The following is an 18,588-nucleotide window of genomic DNA, read 5'->3' on the forward strand; positions in this document are numbered from 1 at the left end:
CAGGGGCTGGTCGATGTGCCCTTCGCCCCTATCGTCGGACACTCCACCCGCGTTACCTCAACCGATTAACCCATCGGGGTGCTCTCGCTCGGCGGGGTTCACGGGCGGATCAGGGGCGAAACGCCCCGGGGTGCGTCTGCTCCCGTACCGAGACGAACTGCTGCCGCACCGCCTGACCCACGGCCAGTTCCTCACCCGGCTCCAGCACCTGCGCCGCCGCGCCGTGCCAGGCCGGCGGGGTGCGCGGGTCGAGCGATCCCTGCGACACGCCGAGCGCCCAGGCGGCCTGCCGGGCCGCGCCGATCGCCGCGTAGTCGGCGGGCTGCGGCACGACGACCTGCGCGCCGAACAGCGACGGCGCCGCGGCCTGCACGGCGGGCAGCTCCGCGGCCGCGCCGAGCAGGAAGACACGCCGTACCTCGACGCCCCGCCCGCGCAGCACGTCCAGCGCGTCGGCGAGTCCGCACAGCATCCCCTCGAAGGAGGCCCGCGCCAGGTGCTCGGGCTTCATCGACTCACGCCGCAGTCCGGCCAGCGTGCCCGCGGTGTGCGGCAGGTGCGGTGTCCGCTCACCCTCCAGATACGGCAGCAGCACCAGCCCGTGCGAGCCCGGCGTCGACTTCATCGCCAGGTCGGACAGGCTCTCCAGATCGGGCAGGCCGAGCAGTTCGGCGGTGCCGCGCAGGGTGCGCACGGCGTTCAGGGTGGTGACGACCGGCAGGTGCATGCCGGTGGCGTCGGCCAGGGAGGTGATCATCCCGGACTGGTCGGCGAGCGCCTCCGGGTGCACGGCCATGACGGACCCGGACGCCCCGAGGGAGACGACCGCGTCCCCGAGTCCGATGCCGAGCCCGAAGGCCGCGGCCATGGTCTCCCCGGTCCCGGCGGAGATCAGCAGCCCCTCCGGGGTGGTGCCGGCCGCGTCCGAGGGGCCGATCACCTCGGGCAGCATCGCCTGGTGGCCCAGGGACAGCTCGACCAGGTCGGGCCGGTAGCCGCCGGTGGCCGCCGACCAGTACCCGGTGCCGGATGCCCCGCCGCGGTCGGTGGTCCGCCGCACCGGCCGCCCGAGCAGCTGCCAGACCAGCCAGTCGTGGGCCTGCAGCAGCACGGCGGTGCGCAGCGCGTTCTCGGGCTCGTTCCTGGCGAGCCAGCGCAGCTTGGTCACCGGCTGCGCGGCCTGCGGCACGGATCCGACGGCCTGGGCCCAGGCCTCCCGGCCGCCCAGCGCGTCGGCCAGGTCGGCCGCCGCGACCTGTGCCCGCTTGTCCCCGCCGACCAGGGCGGGCCGCACGGTGTTGCCCTGGGCGTCCAGCGGGACCAGCGCGTTCTGCTGCGCCGAGACCCCGATGGCCTGCACGCCCTCCAGCAGCCCGCCCCCCGCGGCCTCGCCCAGGGAGAGCAGCCAGGCCTGCGGGTCCACGTCACTCGGGCGCCCGCCGCCGTCCGGCGTCTCGACCGGGTGCGGGGCATACCCCTGCCTGAGCACGGCTCCGGTGTCCGTGTCGCAGACCACGATGCGCGTGAAATCGGGTGAGCTGTCCAAGCCGGCGACTATCCCCATGGCGAAAATTCTGCCGCATCGCGGCGCCTGCTTCGGCCGTGGGAGGAGCGGGGCCGCCGGCGCGCGTCACCGGCGGCCGCGCCTCACGTGTTGCTGGTGCCCCAGTCGTCCTCGGGAGTGCCGTTCACGTTGCGCTCGCGCAGGGAGCGCACGCGCTGGGCCACCGAGGCCGGGACGCGGTCGCCCACCTTGTCGCTGACCGTGTGGAACGCCTTGCCCGCGTACTGGCGGCCCTGCTGGGCGGCCGTCTCCGCGGTGTTCCGGACGGCGGGATTCTCCGCGAACCGGCGAGCCGTTTTCTTCAGCTGCTCGTAGCGCTCGCGTCCGGCCCTGGTGCCCAGTACGTAACCGAGGGCCACTCCGGCGATGAACGTAAGCCGGTAGCGCATGGCTGCCACCCTTCCCGTGTCTGAGGTCTCTGGTGCGGCGTCGACGCCGGGGAGAACCGATTGGCGGAGCACCCCCCTGCTTGCGCTAATGTATGTGTCGCAGCGAGCGCGCGCCCCCTGGCGAATACCCAGGTAGGTGCGTTCGATGCAACGAGGCGATCCTCCGTAGCTCAATTGGCAGAGCAGCCGGCTGTTAACCGGCAGGTTACTGGTTCGAGTCCAGTCGGGGGAGCTTCGGTCCTCCGTAGCTCAATTGGCAGAGCAGCCGGCTGTTAACCGGCAGGTTACTGGTTCGAGTCCAGTCGGGGGAGCGCGTTGAACGAGGACCCTCCGGGGTCCTTTTTCATGTCCCTGGGAACCGCCGCCGACCTGGTGAAGTCCTCAAGGTCAGGAAGCAGCGCGGAAGCCGACCATCCGAAGCAGGAGATCGTATGAGCGGCTATGCTGCGGCAGACGGCGCGCACACTTGTACGCGACACGCCGCTATGGGGCGGTAGCTCAGCCGGTTAGAGCAGCGGACTCATAATCCGTCGGCCGTGGGTTCGAGTCCCACCCGCCCCACTCAGTACTACTCCCGCAGAAACGTCTCACCTTCCGGCGCCACGCCGAGGACGCCGATTTTTTTCGCGGCCTGGATCCGCCACCCTGCCGGGCCGCCGGGATCTGGACGAATCGCCCGTGTTCGTCAAGCCGTTCGGCCGACGGCCCTCGAACGGTCATGAGTTGCGGTCATTTTGGCTTGGACATGCCCTGCGCTGGGCACGGACCTCCTAACCGGGAGCCGCCGCGGGGGCCGCGCCGGCAGGAGGAGGGCGTCATGGACCGTCGCATCCGGGTACGTGTCATTCGCCGGCCCGCCGCCCCGCGCGAGCAGGAGATCGACCGCAGGACGCCCTCCGGGCGCATCCTCCCGTACTGACCGCCGTGCGCGCCGTCACCGGCCCGCGCGCCGCCTACGCCCGTCACCGGCCCGCGCCGCCTACCGGCCCGTCACCGGTCCTCGCGGGCCGGCGGCAGGTGGCGGGCCACCGCCGCGCGCAGTGCGGCCCGCAGGGACTCGGGCGGCGCCGGGCCGTCGGGCGCCGTGCTCGCGGTGAGCGCGCCCGCCACGTCGCGCAGCTTGGTGTTGGTGCGCTGGGACGCCTCCCGCAGGATGTCCCAGGCCTGTTCCGAGGTGCAGGAGTGAGCGGCCATCAGGATGCCCCGCGCCTGGTCGATCACCGGGCGGGAGTCGATCGCGTGCCGCAGCTGCGCTATCTCCGCCCGCAGCAGCCGCAGTTGCTCGGCCCGCTCACGGGCCACCGCGGAGGCGCTGCGGGCGGGCGAGCCGGCGAACGGCGCGGGCGGCAGCGGGTCGGTGTCGTCCAGGCCCACCAGTTCCAGCACCCGGCGCGGCTGGCCCCGCCAGCCCGTGACCGAGACCGGTACGCCGCGCCGGCGCCCGTACTCGCCCAGCACGTCCAGGAAGCCCAGGCCCGAGGTGTCCATGAAGGACACGTCCGCCACGTCCACTTCGACCCGGCCGACGTCCGCCGGGAGGGCGGCCAGGGCTCTCGCCGTCGTGGCCGCGCAGCCGTGGACCAGCTCCCCGCGCGCCCGGAGAAAAACCCGGTCACGTTCGGTCCGTCCCTCGACGGCCAGTGCGTCCAGCCATCCGGTGTACGGGTCTCGTGCCGCTGAGGTCATGTCTCCGCCCCGCTTCGATCCTCCTGGCTCGCCCACTCGCCTGCCCCAGCGCCGCGGGCCCTACACCGGCTCGGCGGCCTCAGGGCGCATACTTGGGCTCGTGTTTCCAGTCCCGCCGCAGGACGCCGTGAGCGTGCCGGAGCCGGCGCGGCCCCTGCCGGCCGCCGCCGCACCGCCCGCGGCGGTGCGGCGTCCGGAGGCGGCGGCGTCGTGACCGCCGCCCCGGGACCCTTCGAGAACCCCGCCCTCCTCTACGCGGACACCGAGCAGTACCTCGGCGGCGTCGTGCCGTTCGTACGCGGCGCCCTGGCCGCCGGTGAGCCGGTCGCGGTCGCCGTGCCCGGGGAGAAGCTGCGGCTGATCCGGGACGCGCTGGGCGCCGACGCGGGCGCCGTGCGGTGCCTGGACATGCGGGAGGCCGGACGCAACCCCGGCCGGATCATCCCCGGCGTGCTGCACGCCTTCGCCGACGGCCGTCCGCCCGGCCGGCGCGTGCGCATCGTCGGCGAGTCGGTGTGGGCGGACCGCAGCGCCGCCGAGTACCCCGCCTGCGCCCAGCACAAGGCGCTCGTCAACACGGCGTTCCGGGGCCGCGAGGTGACCGTCCTGAGCCCCTACGACAGCGCGCGCCTGAGCGAGCGGGCACTCGCCGACGCCCACGCCAACCACCCCTTCGTCATACCGCCGGGCGCCACCGAACCCCGCCCCAGCGAGGCCTACGACCCCGAGGGCGTCGTCGCCCGCTACAACCGGCCGCTGCCGTTCCCACCGGTCCCCGGGCCCGCCGTCCTCGCCCTCGCCTACGGCGGCGGCGCCCTCTCCAGGGCCCGGCGCCTCGTCACCGAGCACGGCCGCCGGCTCGGTCTGACCGGCCTGCGGGTACAGGACCTGTCCCTGATCACCGCCGAGCTGACCACCAACAGCGTCGTCCACGGCGGGGGCACGGGGGTGCTCACGGTGTGGGCCGAGGACGGGCACGTGCTGCTGGAGGTCCGGGACCGGGGCAGGCTGACCGATCCGCTGGCCGGCCGCCGTCCCGCCGTCCGTGGCCGGAGCGGCGGCCGCGGACTGCTCCTGGTCAACCTGCTGTCGGACCTGGTCCGGACGTACACGGCGGAGTCCGGCACGACGATCCGCGCCTACCTCGCGCGGTAGCGCGTCCGCCGCCGTCCCGTCGGCCCGCTCCCGCTCAGGCGGCGCGCGGGTTCAGCACGAGGGGTTCGACGTTGCCCTCCAGCATGGCGCCGAGGCCCTGGACCGCGCACAGCTCGGGCCGTTCCGCGATGTACACCGGGACGCCGGTGGCCTGACGCAGCATCTGGTCGAGGCCGGGCAGCAGGGCGGAGCCGCCGACCATCACGATCCCGCGGTCGGTGAGGTCGGCCACCAGGTCGGGCGGGCACTCGCGCAGCACCTTGCCGATGCCGTCCAGGATCGACGTCAGCGGGGTCTGGAGGGCGCTGCGGACGGCCGCCGTCTCGACCCGCACACTGCGCGCGAGCCCGGTGACCACGTCCCGCCCGTGGATCTCCGTCAGAGCCGGCCCGTCCGCGCCGAGCCCGTCGCCGGACAGGGCGAGCTGCAGCGGCCGTACCGCCTGGCTGGGCAGCAGCAGCCGGTGTTCGAGCCGCAGGTGCTGCACGATCGCGTGGTCGACGGCCTCACCGCCGACCGGGACCCGCTCGGCGGTGACGAGCGAGCCGAGGGAGAGCACGGCGACCTGCGTGGCCGCCGCCCCGCACACCATGATCATGCTCGCCTCGGGCAGCTCCACCGGCAGCCCGCACCCCACCGCGGCGGCGATCAGCGTGTCCACCAGCTCGACCCGGCGCGCCCCCAGCCCGACCAGCGTCTCGATCGTCGCCCGCTGGGCGAGCGGGTCCGCGTCGTGCGGCGTGCAGGCCGCCGCCCGCAGCCGGGGCTTGCGGCGCAGGGCACGGCGCATCTTCTCGCCGAGCAGTTGCCGCAGCATGCGCTGCGCCATCTCGATGTCGACGACCGTGCCACCGGAGATGGGCCGCACGACCCTGATGTAACCCGGCGTCCGGCCCGTCATCTTCTCCGCGAACTCGCCCACCGCTATCAGCGCGCCCGTCCGGGTGTTCACGGCCGCGACCGACGGCTGGTCGACGACGAGACCGGCGCCCTTGACATAGACCCGGGTACGGGCGGCCCCCAGGTCGACGGCGAAGTGACAGCGGCGCAACTGCTCCAGGCTGACGGTCACGGCGGATCCTCCCGAGTGCGCGGGGCCTTGGAGGCCGGACGGCGGCTTCCCCCACATCCTCCGGGGGACACCGTCGGCGCGCCTGCGGGAGAGGGCCGGGCGGGGTGCCGCTGAACGGGGGGGCGGGCGCCGGGCCGCAGTTCAGAGGGTCCGCGCGGCGCGCAGCAGGGGGAGGAGTTCCCCGCACGCCGGCAGGGCGGGCGTGAACCCGTTCCGGGGGCGCCGCGCCGACGTGGACGAAGACCATGCCCGCGTACCGAAACCCACGCCGAGCACCGCGCCCGCGCACTCGATCCGGGCGTGCCGGGCCAGCCCCCTCATGAGCGGGAAGCGGGCTCCGGCACGACGGCGGCGGGCGCGGGACGGGCCTGCGGGGACGGTGTGTCCGACTTCCAGCCGAGCCGGACCACGAGCTGTCCCTCCGCCGCGCCCTTGGCGATGACCGCTCCGGCCTCCGCGGTCAGCTTCACGCCGAACTCCAGCTCGACGGAGTCGGGCCGCAGCGAGCCGTCGCGGAAGACGCGCAGGGCGGACTGGGCGGCGGCGCGCACACCGTCCAGGGTGCCCTCGAAGGTGCGTGCGGCCTGTACGGCGGGGTTCTCGCCGCGCGAGACCAGCCGGGTGCCGGTCGCCGGATCCGCGGTCTCCACGACGACGACCGCGCCGTCCTCCGTGGTGAACTCCAGCAGTCTGCCCATAGCGTTCCGCCCCCGTGCTCTCGCCCCTCGGACGGCTTCATTGTGACGGAAGGTCACCCTCGGTGTCCCGGGTTCCGCCGCTCGTCCGCGCTCCCGCTGGCGGGAAGCCGCCAGGACGCCTTTCCGCCACGGACGGTCAACACCGCTGTCACACACGGCACATGACACTCGTCCCAGCACTCGACGCGCTCGACACGAGAAGAGGCGTGGATGACCAGAGGACCAGTCAGGCGTGGGGCGGCCCTGCTGTCGGCGGGGCTTGTGATCGCCCTGCTGCCGAACGGCCCGGCGGCCGCGCGGCAGGCCGTCACCGCGGCACGGCGCACCCCGGACACCGCCACCACCGTCACCCTCGTCACCGGGGACAAGGTGACCGTGACCGACCTGGGGCGGGGGAGGAGGACGGTCACCGTGCAGCGGCCACCGGGGGCCGCCGGCGCCGTGCGGACCCAGGTGAACGGCGGTGAGATCACCGTCGTACCGGACGAGGCGCGGCCGTACCTGCGGGACGGCAGCCTGGACCGGCGGCTGTTCGACGTGAGCGGGCTCATCCGGCAGGGGCTCACCGACGCGAAGGCGGACGCGCTGCCGCTGATCGTGACCTACGGCAAGGGCGCGCGCGCCGCCACCCCGGCCGGCGCCGAGCGGACCCGGTCGCTGCCCAGCCTGCGCGGGGCCGCCGTCGAGGCCGCCCGTGGCCGGACCTTCTGGCGGTCCTTCACCCGGCGCGCGAGCGTGGACAAGGTCTGGCTCGACGGCCGGGTCAAGGCCGACATGGCCGAGAGCAACGCCCAGATCGGCACCCGGTCCGCCTGGGACGCGGGCCTCACCGGCAAGGGCGTCACGGTCGCCGTGCTGGACACCGGCGCCGACCTGACCCACCCCGACCTGAAGGACCGGGTCACCGACAGCCGCAGCTTCATCGAGGGCCAGGAGGTCGCCGACCGCAACGGCCACGGCACCCACGTCACCTCCACCGTCGGCGGCAGCGGAGCCGCCTCCGACGGCGCGGAGCGGGGCGTGGCCCCGGATGCCACGCTCGCGGTCGGCAAGGTGCTCAGCGACCAGGGCTCGGGCAGCGAGTCGCAGATCATCGCGGGCATGGAGTGGGCGGCGCGGGACGTGCACGCCCAGGTGATCTCCATGAGCCTGGGCTCGATCGAGGCCAGCGACGGCACCGACCCGATGGCGCAGGCCGTGGACACCCTCTCCGCGGAGACCGGCGCCCTCTTCGTCATCGCGGCCGGCAACACCGGCGCGCCGTCCTCCATAGGCTCGCCGGGCGCCGCCGACGCCGCCCTCACCGTCGGCGCGGTGGACTCCGGTGACCGGGCGGCCTACTTCACCAGCGCCGGACCCCGGTACGGCGACAGCGCCCTCAAGCCGGACCTCTCGGCTCCCGGCGTCGACATCCTCGCCGCCCGCTCCCGACTCACCGAGGGCGACGGGCCGTACACCACGATGAGCGGCACCTCCATGGCGACGCCGCACGTCGCCGGAGTGGCCGCGCTGCTCGCCCAGGCCCACCCGGACTGGTCCGGCGCCCGGCTGAAGGACGCGCTGATGTCCAGCTCCACCCGGCTGGACGCCTCCCCGTACGTGCTGGGCGCCGGACGGGTCAGCGTGGCGGACGCCGTCAAGGCCGACGTCACCGCCACCGGCAGCGCCGACCTCGGCTTCCACGCCTGGCCGTACGACGACAAGCCGGTGACCCGCACCCTCACCTACCGCAACTCCTCCGACGCCGACATCCGGCTGACGCTGGCCGTCGAGGGCGGACCGCAGGGCGTCGCGACCCTCGCCGACTCCGCCCTCACGGTCCCCGCGCACGGCAGCGCCTCCACCACGGTCACCGGCGACGGCTCGAAGGCCCCGGTCGGCGAGAGCGGCGGGCAGATCGTGGCCTCCGCGCCGGACGGCACCCCGGTCGCGCACACCGTGTTCGGCCTGGTCAAGGAGGAGGAGCGGTACACGCTCACGGTCCACGTCAAGGACCGCGCCGGCGCGGCCACGGCCGCCGACCTCGCCGTGCAGCGGCTCGCCGAGGGCGAGGACGCCCAGCCCGCGCACGTCGGCGACTCCGGCACGCTGAAGCTGCGGCTGAAGCCGGGCACCTACAGCCTGACCTCCTTCCTCGACGTGCGCGGCGGCCACGGCGCCGACTCGCTCGGCCTCGGCTTCCTCGCCGCCCCCGAGATCACCCTCGACCGGGACCGCGACGTCACCCTGGACGGGCGGAAGCTGCGCGAGGTGAAGGCGGACGTCGGCCGGCGCACCGAGACCCGGCAGCTCCTCATGGAGTACGACCGGACGGCGAACGGAGCCGACCTGTTCGGCGCGGTCCAGGTGCCGCTCACCTACGACAGCGTCTTCGCCGCGCCCACCGCGAAGGTCACCGAGGGCGCCTTCGAGTACCGGACCGTCTGGCGGCTCGCCAAGCCGTTGCTCGCGGTCAAGGGCGTCGGCGAGGCGACCGTGCAGGCGGGCGGCTCGCTCGTCGAGGGCCGCACGAAGCTGCCGCTGACCGACGTCGGCGACGGGCCGGTCACCGGGGCCGCGGGCAAGGCGGTGCTCGCGCACCTCGCCGACGGCGCCGACCCGGCCGCGCTGGCCCAGGCGGCCCAGGACGCGGGCGCGAAGGCGCTGTTCGTCACGGACGACGCCCCCGGCCGGCTGATGGCCTGGTGGGGCACGGACGACAACGCCGACCGGCCGTTGCAGATCGCCACGGTGAGCAGGGCGGACGCGGCCCGGCTGCGGGCGGCCGGCAAGGTCGACATGACCGGCACCCGCAACTCCCCGTACGTGTACGACCTGTCCGAGGGGCACCCCGGAGCGATCCCGGACCGGGACCTCACCTACGCGCCCTCCGGACGCCAACTGGCCGCCGTGCACACCCGGTTCCACGCCGCCCGGCCGGTGAGCGGCGGTGAGTTCCGGTACTCGATCACCGGCACCTTCCCCATAGGCCTCGGCTTCCAGGAGCGCGTCGACCTGCCTTTCGAGCGCACCGACTACGTCTCCGCCGGCCCCGGCCAGCTCTGGCACGAGTCCGTCACCGCCCGCGACGGGGCGCTCGAGGAACGCAGCGGACTGGTGCGCTACGCGGGCGGCTCGCGGCCGGAGCTGAACTGGTTCCGTCCGGTGTGGCACCCGTGGCTGGGCACCGGCCTCGGCTGGGGGCAGCAGCGCGCCGGGAACCAGATCCAGCTGAACACCCCCGGCTGGGGCGACTCCGGGCCCGACCACACCGGTTTCGGCGACGTGTGGAGCGAGGGCAGCGGGATGAGCCAGACCACCGCCGTCTACCTCGACGGCACGCTGGTCGACCGGCGGACCAGCTCCGGCGCCTACGTGTGGGACGCGCCCGCCGACGAGCACACCTACAAGGTGGTCACCGACACCGCTCTGGACCCCGGCCTCTGGAAACCGGGCACCGAGGGCCACAGCGAGTGGACGTTCCGGTCCGAGGCCACCCCGTGGGACCGCTGGACCTACCTGCCGCTGATCAACCTCGCCTTCGACGTCGACACCGACCTGGCCGGCACGGTGCCCGCCGGGCACCGCGTACCGGTCGGGATCGCCGCCTCCTACGTGGCGAAGGCCTCCGGCACCGGAACCCTCGGCGGCGGCCGGCTCGAGGCGTCCTACGACGACGGCGCCACCTGGCGCACGGTCCCGCTCACCGCGGACCGGAGCGCCTCCTGGCACGGCACCCTGACCGTGCCGCGCGACGCCACCCACGTCTCCCTGCGGGCCTCGGCCCGGGACGACAGGGGCGGCTCGGTCACCCAGGAGATCACCCGGGCGGTGGGGGTGCGGTGACCGTGGGAGCGGGGGCGGTCCACGGGCCGCCCCCGCTCCGCGGGCCGGTCGGGGGCCTCAGGGCCCGGGGTGGTACATGACGCCCCGGATCACGCCCAGCTCCACCAGGTCCTGCGGGCGGATGCGCAGCTGTCCCGCGGTCGCCTCCACCTCCTCGGGCGCCCGCTTCAGGATGGCCGCCGCCAGTTCCGGGGCGATCACCGAGAAGTAACTGTCCGGGGTGGCCCAGGTGTTGCCGGGCGCGGCCAGCGCGAGGGCCCCGCCGGAGCCGCCCTCGCCGATGACCAGCGTGGTGATCGGCACCCGGGCGGCCGCCACCGCCCCGAACACCTCGGCGATCGCGGCGCCGGCCCCCTGCCGTTCGGCCTCGGCGTCATTGGCCGCCCCCGGCGTGTCCACCAGGGTCAGCACGGGGATGTCCAGCCGGTCCGCCAGCCGGATCAGCCGGGCCGCGGTCCGGTACCCGGCGGGCCGGGTCGCCGTCCCGGTCTGCGCGGCGTAGGCCACCGTACGGCCGTCCCGCTCGCCGAACCCGCACAGCATGCTCTCGGGGTCGCTGCCGCCGCAGCGGTCGCCGTGCACGGCCACCCGGCGGGTGAAGTAGGTGTCCAAGTAGGCCCGGGCGCGAGGCCGTTCGGCGGAGCGGGCCCGCAGGACGGCCGCCCAGCCGGTTTCCGGCAGGGCGGGCGCGCCCAGCGCGTGCGGCGCCGGGGCCTCCCGCGCCGGGGCGGTGAGCAGCCTGAGCCAGAGACCCAGCGTCCGGCGCAGCTCTTCGGGCGGTACCACCGCGTCCGCCGACCCCGCGGCCACCTGTGCCTCCGCCGTGTAGGCGGCCGGATCCGCGTCCGGCGGCCGCACCCGGGAACCGGCGAAGCCCACCTGGGCGCCGGGGAGCGCCAGGACCACGTCGGCCCCGGCGCCCAGGGTGGCCCAGCCGCCGCCGGTCGTGGGGTCCCGCAGTACCGCGATCTGCGGCAGCCCCGCCTCCCGGGTGAGCGCCGACTCGCGGGCCACCCGCTGGAGCTGGGTCAGCGCGAGCATGCCCTCCTGCATCCGGCTGCCGCCGGTGGCGACCAGCGGCACGACCGGCAGCCGGTGGGCGCGGGCGTGCCGGTACGCGGCCTCCAGGCGGTCGCCGGTGCGCTCGCCGAGGGAGCCGCCGAGGAAGCCGAACTCGAAGGCGATCAGCACCGCCCGGGTGCCGTCGACGCTCGCGGTGCCGCACACCACGGACTCGTCCTCGCCGGTGCGCTCGGCGGCTGCGGCGCGCGCGGCGTCGTAACCCTCCCAGGAGAGGGGGCCGTCGGCCCCGAAGCCCCTGACCGGACGCGGGAGTTCGGCGAAGCTCGCCCCGTCCGCGACCAGCGCGAGTATCTCCCGTGCGGACCGCCGCTCAGGCATCGGCCACCAGCGCCCGCTTCATGATCTTCCCCATGTCGTTGCGGGGGAGGACGTCCAGGTGGCGGACCACGCGCGGCCGCTTGTGCGGGGCGAGCCGCCGGGCCACGTGATCGGCGAGCTCCGCGTCGGACGGCGGCGCCTGCAGGTCGGAGGGGACGATCCACGCCACGATCCGCTCGCCCAGGTCCGCGTCCGGCTCCCCGGTGACCGCCGCCTCCCGCACCCCTGGATGCTCCAGCAGCGCGTTCTCGATCTCACCCGCCCCGATCTTGTAACCGCCGCTCTTGATCAGGTCGGTGGCCTTGCGCCCGACGATGCGGACGTAGCCGTCGGGCTCGCGCACCGCCATGTCGCCGGTGCGGAACCAGCCGTCCGCGGTGAACGCGGCGGCGGTGGCGTCGGGCCGGTTGAGGTACTCGGTGAACAGGTTCGGGCCGCGCACCTGGATCTCGCCGACGCTCTCCCCGTCGAACTCCGTGAGCGGCGTGCCGTCCTCCTCCACCAGCCGCAGCTCCACCCCCGGCAGCGGCACCCCGACCGTCCCGGCACGGGGCTCGCCGTCCGCCCGGACGCTGGTGTTCATGAGCGTCTCCGTCATGCCGTACCGCTCGATCACCCGGCGGCCGGTCGCGGCGGCGATCCGCTCGTGGTCGTGCACGGGCAGCGCGGCGGAGCCGGAGACCAGCAGCCGGGCCCCGGCGAGCGCCTTGGCCAGCTCCGGGTCGCCCGGGAGGGCCTCGGCGATGCGGTGGTACATCGTCGGCACCCCGAAGAGCATGGTCGCGCCCGCGTTCAGCTCGCGCGCCACGCCCTCGGTGCCGAACCGCCCCAGGTGCCGCACCGAGCCGGCCCGGCGCAGCGGGCCGAGGGTGCCCAGCACCAGCCCGTGCACATGGAACAGCGGCAGCCCGTGCACCAGCACGTCCCGTTCCGTCCACTGCCAGGCGTCGGCGAGCGCGTCCAGGGTCGCGGTCAGGGCCCGGCGCGGGAGGACCGCGCCCTTGGGCGGCCCGGTGGTGCCGGAGGTGTAGACGACCAGCGCCGGGTCGCCGTCGCCGGCCGCGTACTCGGGCAGCGGGCCGCGCAGGCCGGCGTCGACGTCCACTCGCGCCAGGCCGGCGAGCGCGGCCGGGAGCCGGTCTCCGGGCGCGGCCAGGACCAGGCCCGGCGCGCTGTCGGAGACGATGTGCGCCAGCTCCTTGTCGCCCGACTTCGGGTTCAGCGGCACCGCGGCCGCACCGGCGAGCAGCGTGCCGGTGACCGCGACGGCGGTCTCCAGCTCCGGGGTCGCCCACACGGCGACCCGGCCGGCGCCGGCCAGGCGCGCGGCGAGCGCGCCGGCGGCGCCCGCGAGCTCGCCGTAAGTCAGAGACCGCTCGCCGAACCGCAGGGCGACCCGGTCGCCCGGGCCGTCCACCAGGGCGGGGAAGAGGGAGGACACGCGGCGCACTCCTTGGACTCGGGGGCTTCGGCCCTCCCTTCCTACACCAGCCGCCGCGTTCCCACGACGGCGCTCAGATCCGCCGCGAGCCGCACCTCGGCCGAGCGCAGCGCGGGATGCCGCAGCCAGTGCAGCCGCGCCCGGTCCACCACGCCCTCGTGCAGCGGCGGCCAGCCGGTGGCCGGGGTGAAGTCGTCGACGACGACCGTCCCGCCGGGCGCGAGAAGTTCGGCCACGTCGGCCGGCGCGTCCCCCGGCGCCTTGCCCTGCCCGCCCCCGTCGAGGACGAGCAGGTCGAACGGGCCGTGCCCGGCGATCCGCCGCCAGTCGCCGGTGAGCACGCTGACCGCGGGCCGGTCCGCGAAGACCGCGGCGGCGAGCCGCGCCCGCTCGGGGTCCCGCTCCACGCTGTACAGCCGCACCCCCGGCCGCGCCCCGGAGGCCAGCCAGGCCAGGCCCACGCCCAGGCCGGTGCCGGTCTCCCCGATCCGGGTCCCGGCAGCGCCCGCCAACGCGTGCAGCAGACGGCCCTGTTCGGGCCGGCACGAGTGGGGGAAGCCGTGGGCGCGGGCCGCGGCCAGGGCGTCCCGCACGAGCGGGGGAAGCCCGGCCGCACCGCTGTACGCGTCAGTGCCGTCGGTCGCCATCCGGCCTTTCTAGCCGACCGGGGCGGACGGCACGGCACCTCGCGGCGTTGTCGCATCACCCGAGCACATCAAGTACGCGGGTGATGCTCCGCCTTGCGATGCACCGCACCGGACGCCGCGAGCTTTCAGGCGAACCTTTCCGGCCACAGCACTAGCCGACCGGGGCGGACGGCGCGGCGGCGACGACGACATCTGCCACGACACAGCTCACGTTGTCGGGGCCGCCGGCCGTGTTGGCCGCGTCGATCAGCACCCCCGCGGCCGCCTCGGGGTCCGCCGCGCCGGCGAGCAGCTCCTTTATGCGCGCGTCGGCCACGACCCCCGTCAGACCGTCCGAGCACAGCAGGTACCGGTCGCCCTCGCGGGCCTCCTGCAGCCGCAGGTCGGCGGCCACGGCCGGACCGTCGGCGCCGAGCGCCCGCAGCAGCAGGGCGCGCTGCGGATGGCTCCGCGCCTCCTCGGGGCTCAGCCGTCCCTCGTCGATCAGCGACTGCACGACGCTGTGGTCGTGGCTGATCCGGAACAGCTCGCCGTCCCGCAGCAGATACGCCCGCGAGTCCCCGATGTGCACGAGCGCCAGCTTCGAGCCCGTCCACAGCAGCGCCGTCAGCGTGGTGCCGGCCTCCTCGCCCCCGTCCGCCAGGTCCCGTACCGCCTCGCCGGCCGAACGCACCGCGTCCTCCAGCAGGTTCAGCACGTCACCGGCGCCCGGCGCCTCGCCCTCGTCCAGGAACCTCAGCGCCTCGACGGCCGCGCTGCTCGCGGGCGCCCCCGCCGGGCCGAAGCCGTCGGCGACGGCGAGCAGCCTGCGGCCCGCGTACACGCAGTCCTGGTTGGACGCGCGGACGTGCCCACGGTCGGAGTGGGCGGAATAACGCAGTTCCAGCATGGTGGTGTGGTCCCTTCTCGACTCTGCGGTCAGTTCGTCGACGAGGAACGCGGCGAGATCCCGCCGTGCGGCCGTCTCCGCCTCGACCCGCGCCCAGTAGGCCCGGACCTCGCGCGCGGCGTCCGCCGCGGCCAGGTCGCAGACCGCGCGGATCTCGGCCAGCGGCATGCCCAGCCGCCGCAGCCAGGCCACGAGCCGGGCCCGCCGGAGCTGCCGCACGGTGTAGTAGCGGTAGCCGGTGTCCGGGTCGACCCGGGCCGGCCGCAGCAACTCAAGCTCGTCGTACAGCCGCAGCGCCTTCGGCGACAGCCGGCTCGCCTTGGCGAAGGCGCCGATCGTCAGCAGCTCCATACGGTCCTCAGCTCCACAGGGATCCCGTCGTCGGAGGAGCACCGTCCAGGGCGACGGCGCGTTCCTCGCTTCCGCCACCGATGCTGGGGCTTCCCCGAAGGGGAAGGTCAAACGGGCTGTCCCGGTTCCCGGCACGGTTGTTAGCCTGCGGCTGATCGAACCGCCGTACGACAGGGAGCCCGCCGTGCCCCGTATCGCCCTCGCCACCTACGACCCCGGCGACCGGCCGGGCAAGGACCGCGACCTGCCGGTGCTGGTGGACGCCCTGCGGGCGGCCGGGGCCGACGCGCAGGCCCGGTACTGGGACGACCCGGCGGCCGACTGGGGCGGCTACGACCTCGTCGTCATCCGTTCGACCTGGGACTACAGCTGGCGTGCCGAGGAGTTCGGGGCGTGGGTGGAGCGGGTCGGCGGCCTGACCCGGCTGGCCAACCCGGCGGCCGTGGTGCGCTGGAACTCCGACAAGCGCTACCTCGGCGAGCTGGCGGCGGCCGGCGTGCCGACCGTGGAGACCCGGTACCTCGCCCCCGGCGAGCCTGCCGACCTGCCCGGCGGCCACGAGTACGTGATCAAGCCGACGTCCGGCGCGGGCGCCCGGTTCGCCGCCCGCTACACCCCGGACCGGCACGAGACGGCCCTACGGCAGCTCGCCCGGATGCACGCGGAGGGCTTCACCGCGATGGTGCAGCCGTACCTGCGGAACATAGACGTCAGCGGGGAGCGGGCGCTGCAGTTCTTCGGCGGGCGCCTGCTGCACGCCAGCCGCAAGGGGGCCGTCCTCGCGCCCGGCACCCCCTACGACGCCGAGAAGGTGGCCCACCCGGGCCTGGAGCGCTGGCAGCCCACGGACGCCGAACTCGCCGTGGCCGAGAAGGCGCTGGCGTCCGTGCCCGGAGCACCCGGGCTGCTGTACGCGCGCGTGGACCTCGTCGACGGGGAGGACGGCCTGCCCCGGGTGATGGAACTCGAACTGGTGGAGCCGAACCTCTTCCTCTTCCTGCACCCCGCCTCCCTGCCCCGGGTCACGGAGGCGATCCTGGCGGCGGCCGGCTGAGCCCGCCCGCGCCGTCCCGGCCCGCGTTCAGTCCCGGACGGCGGTGCGCTGGAGCAGCCCCCAGGTGAACTCGGCGACCACCTCGTGCCGGACGCCGTCCCGGCCGGGCGCCGAGAAGGCCAGGCCCCAGCGTGTGGGGGCGGTGCCCTCCAGCGGACGGGCCGGGGCGAAGGCGCGGGCGGCCTCGTCGACCGTGCAGGACCACGGGGTCAGGTCGTCCAGGGTGCGCAGGGCGGGGGCGGGAGCGCCCGGCGCCCGCACCAGCCACTCGTTCCACACCGCGCCGTCGGGGGAGACCAGCACCTCGAAGCGCAGGTCCGGCCAGAGCGGGAGCGCCCACCGCCGGGCCTCGCAGTCGACGTCCCCGAGGCGGCGCGGGACGACGGACTCCGGTTCGCCCAGCACGGAGCGGTAACGCGCGGCGGCGGAGCGGGACCTGGGGGAGCGGACCATCGCCTGCCAGCGCTTGTTGGCCTCCCGCATCTCCGCGACGGACGCCCCGAGCCGGCGCCGGGCCCCGTCGACCAGGTCCGGGTTGTGGTCGGCCATGCGGCGCAGCAGCACGAGCTGGAAGTCGAGACGCATGACACCCATGGTGCCGTGGAGGCGCCCGGGCCCATTGCCCGGGCAACCCCGCATGGCTAGCCTGTGTTCGTCATGCCGATCGTCTGTTGAAATCTCGAACACAGACGCTTAGACCCAAGGGAGGGGGCCGGACGTGGGACGCCTCGTGCCTGCCGTGACCCGGGCTCTCGACATTCTTGAGCTGTTCCTCGACGGGGACGGGACGCTCTCCGCCCCCGACATCGTGCGCAAGCTGCAACTGCCGCGCACCACCGTGCACGAGCTGGTCACCACGCTCTCCGCACGCTCGTACATCGTGCCCGTGCCGGGCCAGCCCGGAAGGTACCGGCTCGGGGTGCGCCCGTACCAGCTCGGCAGCCGGTACGCCGAGCAGCTCGACCTCGCGGCCGAGGGCCAGCAGGTGGCCCGCTCGGTGGCGGAGACCTGCGACGAGACCGTCCACGTGGCCATCCTCGAAGGCACCGACGTCATCTACATCGCCAAGGTCGACTCCACGCACGCCGTGCGCATGGTGTCGGCCGCCGGCCGCCGGCTGCCCGCCCACTGCACCTCCGTCGGCAAGATGCTGCTCGCCTCGCTGCCCGAGCAGGAGCTGACGGCACGGATACCGGACGGTGCCGAGCTGACCGCGATGACGCCCAACAGCATCACCGATCCCGGCGCGCTGCGCGAGGCCCTCGCACGGATCCGGGAGCGGGGCCTGGCGGTGGAGAGCCGCGAGTCCAACCCGGACGTGTCCTGCGTGGCGGCCCCGGTGCGCGACCGCGCCGGGAAGGTGGTCGCCGCGCTGTCCATCTCGGTCCCCATGATCCGCTGGAGCGACGAGCGCGTGGCCGAGCTCGAACAGCTCGCCGCCAAGGGCGCGGCGGAGCTGTCGGAGCGGCTGGGCCACCGGGGGACGGTGTGAGGGCCCGGGCCGCGGCGGGGTACGAGATCGCCGTACGGGCCGAGGCCGAGCTGGGCGAGGGCCCGACCTGGGACCCGGCGGCCGGCCGCCTCCTGTGGGTCGACGTCCTCGGCATGCGCGTGCACACCTACGACCCCTCCTCCGGCCGCCGGACGGTGCGCACCACCGAGCAGCACGTCGGCGCGGCCAAGCCGAGGGCGGGCGGCGGTCTGGTGCTGAACCTGCGGGACGGCGTCGGCCTGCTGGACCCGGACGGCGCCTTCCGCTGGCTGCACCGCGAGCCGGTCGCGGGCCGCCGCGCGAACGACGCGGCGGTGGCCCCGGACGGGGCGCTCTGGGCGGGCACGATGCGGTACGACGAGGCGACGGGGGGCGGCACGCTCTCCCGGCTGACCGGCGACGGCGACGTGCGGACGGTCCTGCCCGGCGTCACCGTCAGCAACGGCCTGGGCTGGAGCCCCGACGGCCGGCTGATGTACTACGCCGACACCCCGACCCGGCGGGTGGACGTCTTCGACCACGACGCGGAGGGCGCGGTCCGGGGGCGGCGGCCGCTGGTGGAGATCGAGGAGGGTGCCGGGTTCCCGGACGGGCTCACGGTCGACGCGGACGGGTGTGTGTGGGTGGCGCTGTGGGGCGGGGGCGCGGTGCGGCGGTACACGCCGGGCGGCGAGCTGGATCTCGTGGTCGAGGTGCCGGCGCCGCTGACCACCGCGTGCGCGTTCGGCGGGCCGGACCTGACGGACCTGTACATCACCACCGCCCGCGTGGGGCTGCCGGCGCCGCATCCCGTCTCCGGTTCGGTGCTGGTGGTGCCGGGGGCGGGACGGGGGGCGCCGCAGCCGGCGTTCGCGGGGTGAGGCCGCTCATCGCCGGGTAGGGCCCGGCTCGTGACCCCGTGGCGGCACGTCGCCGCCGTCGGCC

Annotated in this window: 15 protein-coding genes and 3 tRNA genes; 8 read left to right on the plus strand and 10 right to left on the minus strand. The window is 75.0% G+C overall.

From position 1 onward, the window contains the following. Positions 1-109: 109 nt before the first annotated feature. Positions 110-1,564 carry an FGGY-family carbohydrate kinase gene (locus ACFQ9Z_RS05045; RefSeq protein WP_383010813.1) on the minus strand — a complete coding sequence of 485 codons (1,455 nt, stop codon included), beginning with the start codon at positions 1,562-1,564 and terminating at the stop codon, positions 110-112. A gap of 83 nt (positions 1,565-1,647) precedes the next feature. Then, positions 1,648-1,953, minus strand: a complete 306-nt coding sequence (locus ACFQ9Z_RS05050) for a YtxH domain-containing protein (RefSeq protein ID WP_383010817.1) — start codon at positions 1,951-1,953, stop codon at positions 1,648-1,650. A gap of 159 nt (positions 1,954-2,112) precedes the next feature. Here ACFQ9Z_RS05050 and ACFQ9Z_RS05055 point away from each other — a divergent pair. The 3 genes from ACFQ9Z_RS05055 (at position 2,113) to ACFQ9Z_RS05065 (ending at position 2,514) form a co-directional block, all read left to right on the plus strand. Beyond that, positions 2,113-2,185 (plus strand) — tRNA-Asn (locus ACFQ9Z_RS05055). A gap of 6 nt (positions 2,186-2,191) precedes the next feature. Next, positions 2,192-2,264 (plus strand) — tRNA-Asn (locus ACFQ9Z_RS05060). 176 nt (positions 2,265-2,440) lie between these two features. Then, a tRNA-Ile gene (locus tag ACFQ9Z_RS05065) sits at positions 2,441-2,514 on the plus strand. Positions 2,515-2,943: 429 nt separating this feature from the next. Here ACFQ9Z_RS05065 and ACFQ9Z_RS05070 read toward each other — a convergent pair. Further along, the gene (locus ACFQ9Z_RS05070; RefSeq protein ID WP_383010820.1) at positions 2,944-3,639 is read right to left on the minus strand and encodes an ANTAR domain-containing protein; all 696 of its coding nucleotides are present in this window, start codon (positions 3,637-3,639) and stop codon (positions 2,944-2,946) included. 210 nt (positions 3,640-3,849) lie between these two features. Between ACFQ9Z_RS05070 and ACFQ9Z_RS05075 the strand changes: the two genes are divergently transcribed. Next, positions 3,850-4,794: an anti-sigma factor RsbA family regulatory protein gene (locus ACFQ9Z_RS05075; protein ID WP_383010823.1), complete on the plus strand. Its 945-nt coding sequence runs from the start codon at positions 3,850-3,852 to the stop codon at positions 4,792-4,794. A gap of 34 nt (positions 4,795-4,828) precedes the next feature. Here ACFQ9Z_RS05075 and ACFQ9Z_RS05080 read toward each other — a convergent pair whose 3' ends face one another. Further along, positions 4,829-5,866: a rod shape-determining protein gene (locus ACFQ9Z_RS05080; RefSeq protein WP_383010826.1), complete on the minus strand. Its 1,038-nt coding sequence runs from the start codon at positions 5,864-5,866 to the stop codon at positions 4,829-4,831. Positions 5,867-6,183: 317 nt separating this feature from the next. After that, positions 6,184-6,564: a CU044_2847 family protein gene (locus ACFQ9Z_RS05085; protein WP_383010829.1), complete on the minus strand. Its 381-nt coding sequence runs from the start codon at positions 6,562-6,564 to the stop codon at positions 6,184-6,186. Positions 6,565-6,774: 210 nt separating this feature from the next. Between ACFQ9Z_RS05085 and ACFQ9Z_RS05090 the strand changes: the two genes are divergently transcribed. Then, positions 6,775-10,389: a S8 family serine peptidase gene (locus ACFQ9Z_RS05090; protein WP_383010832.1), complete on the plus strand. Its 3,615-nt coding sequence runs from the start codon at positions 6,775-6,777 to the stop codon at positions 10,387-10,389. A 57-nt stretch (positions 10,390-10,446) separates the two neighbouring features. Here ACFQ9Z_RS05090 and ACFQ9Z_RS05095 read toward each other — a convergent pair whose 3' ends face one another. From ACFQ9Z_RS05095 to ACFQ9Z_RS05110, 4 genes are all read right to left on the minus strand, one after another. After that, complete coding sequence (locus ACFQ9Z_RS05095; protein ID WP_383010835.1) at positions 10,447-11,790, minus strand: carboxyl transferase domain-containing protein; 1,344 nt, start codon at positions 11,788-11,790, stop codon at positions 10,447-10,449. Then, positions 11,783-13,231 (minus strand): acyl-CoA synthetase, encoded by a 1,449-nt coding sequence (locus ACFQ9Z_RS05100; protein WP_383010838.1) that lies wholly within the window; start codon positions 13,229-13,231, stop codon positions 11,783-11,785. Before ACFQ9Z_RS05100 ends, ACFQ9Z_RS05095 begins: the two co-directional genes overlap by 8 nt. Positions 13,232-13,272: 41 nt before the next feature. Further along, entirely contained in the window at positions 13,273-13,878 is a 606-nt protein-coding gene (locus tag ACFQ9Z_RS05105; protein WP_383010841.1) for an O-methyltransferase, read from the minus strand. Between the two features lie 151 nt (positions 13,879-14,029). Further along, entirely contained in the window at positions 14,030-15,118 is a 1,089-nt protein-coding gene (locus tag ACFQ9Z_RS05110) for a MerR family transcriptional regulator (protein ID WP_383010844.1), read from the minus strand. Positions 15,119-15,302: 184 nt separating this feature from the next. Here ACFQ9Z_RS05110 and ACFQ9Z_RS05115 point away from each other — a divergent pair, with 184 nt between their 5' ends. Then, entirely contained in the window at positions 15,303-16,172 is an 870-nt protein-coding gene (locus ACFQ9Z_RS05115; protein WP_383010847.1) for a RimK family alpha-L-glutamate ligase, read from the plus strand. A gap of 27 nt (positions 16,173-16,199) precedes the next feature. On the opposite strand, the gene ACFQ9Z_RS05120 is transcribed toward ACFQ9Z_RS05115, so the two are convergent. Further along, complete coding sequence (locus ACFQ9Z_RS05120; protein ID WP_235902598.1) at positions 16,200-16,757, minus strand: hypothetical protein; 558 nt, start codon at positions 16,755-16,757, stop codon at positions 16,200-16,202. Positions 16,758-16,890: 133 nt separating this feature from the next. Here ACFQ9Z_RS05120 and ACFQ9Z_RS05125 point away from each other — a divergent pair, with 133 nt between their 5' ends. Both ACFQ9Z_RS05125 and ACFQ9Z_RS05130 read left to right on the plus strand, forming a co-directional pair. Continuing rightward, positions 16,891-17,664, plus strand: a complete 774-nt coding sequence (locus ACFQ9Z_RS05125) for an IclR family transcriptional regulator (protein ID WP_143631981.1) — start codon at positions 16,891-16,893, stop codon at positions 17,662-17,664. Further along, positions 17,661-18,524: an SMP-30/gluconolactonase/LRE family protein gene (locus ACFQ9Z_RS05130; RefSeq protein WP_383010852.1), complete on the plus strand. Its 864-nt coding sequence runs from the start codon at positions 17,661-17,663 to the stop codon at positions 18,522-18,524. Before ACFQ9Z_RS05125 ends, ACFQ9Z_RS05130 begins: the two co-directional genes overlap by 4 nt. Positions 18,525-18,588: the final 64 nt, after the last annotated feature.

The organism is Streptomyces sp. NPDC056580 (assembly GCF_042793175.1).
Lineage (GTDB): Bacteria > Actinomycetota > Actinomycetes > Streptomycetales > Streptomycetaceae > Streptomyces.

What these genes read in the sequence shown, in the direction of transcription:
- ACFQ9Z_RS05045 (WP_383010813.1), bottom strand. Translation starts at nt 1,564, where the DNA reads ATGGGGATAGTCGCCGGCTTGGACAGCTCACCCGATTTCACGCGCATC.
- ACFQ9Z_RS05050 (WP_383010817.1), bottom strand. Translation starts at nt 1,953, where the DNA reads ATGCGCTACCGGCTTACGTTCATCGCCGGAGTGGCCCTCGGTTACGTA.
- ACFQ9Z_RS05070 (WP_383010820.1), bottom strand. Translation starts at nt 3,639, where the DNA reads ATGACCTCAGCGGCACGAGACCCGTACACCGGATGGCTGGACGCACTG.
- ACFQ9Z_RS05085 (WP_383010829.1), bottom strand. Translation starts at nt 6,564, where the DNA reads ATGGGCAGACTGCTGGAGTTCACCACGGAGGACGGCGCGGTCGTCGTC.
- ACFQ9Z_RS05090 (WP_383010832.1), top strand. Translation starts at nt 6,775, where the DNA reads ATGACCAGAGGACCAGTCAGGCGTGGGGCGGCCCTGCTGTCGGCGGGG.
- ACFQ9Z_RS05095 (WP_383010835.1), bottom strand. Translation starts at nt 11,790, where the DNA reads ATGCCTGAGCGGCGGTCCGCACGGGAGATACTCGCGCTGGTCGCGGAC.
- ACFQ9Z_RS05105 (WP_383010841.1), bottom strand. Translation starts at nt 13,878, where the DNA reads ATGGCGACCGACGGCACTGACGCGTACAGCGGTGCGGCCGGGCTTCCC.
- ACFQ9Z_RS05110 (WP_383010844.1), bottom strand. Translation starts at nt 15,118, where the DNA reads ATGGAGCTGCTGACGATCGGCGCCTTCGCCAAGGCGAGCCGGCTGTCG.
- ACFQ9Z_RS05120 (WP_235902598.1), bottom strand. Translation starts at nt 16,757, where the DNA reads ATGCGTCTCGACTTCCAGCTCGTGCTGCTGCGCCGCATGGCCGACCAC.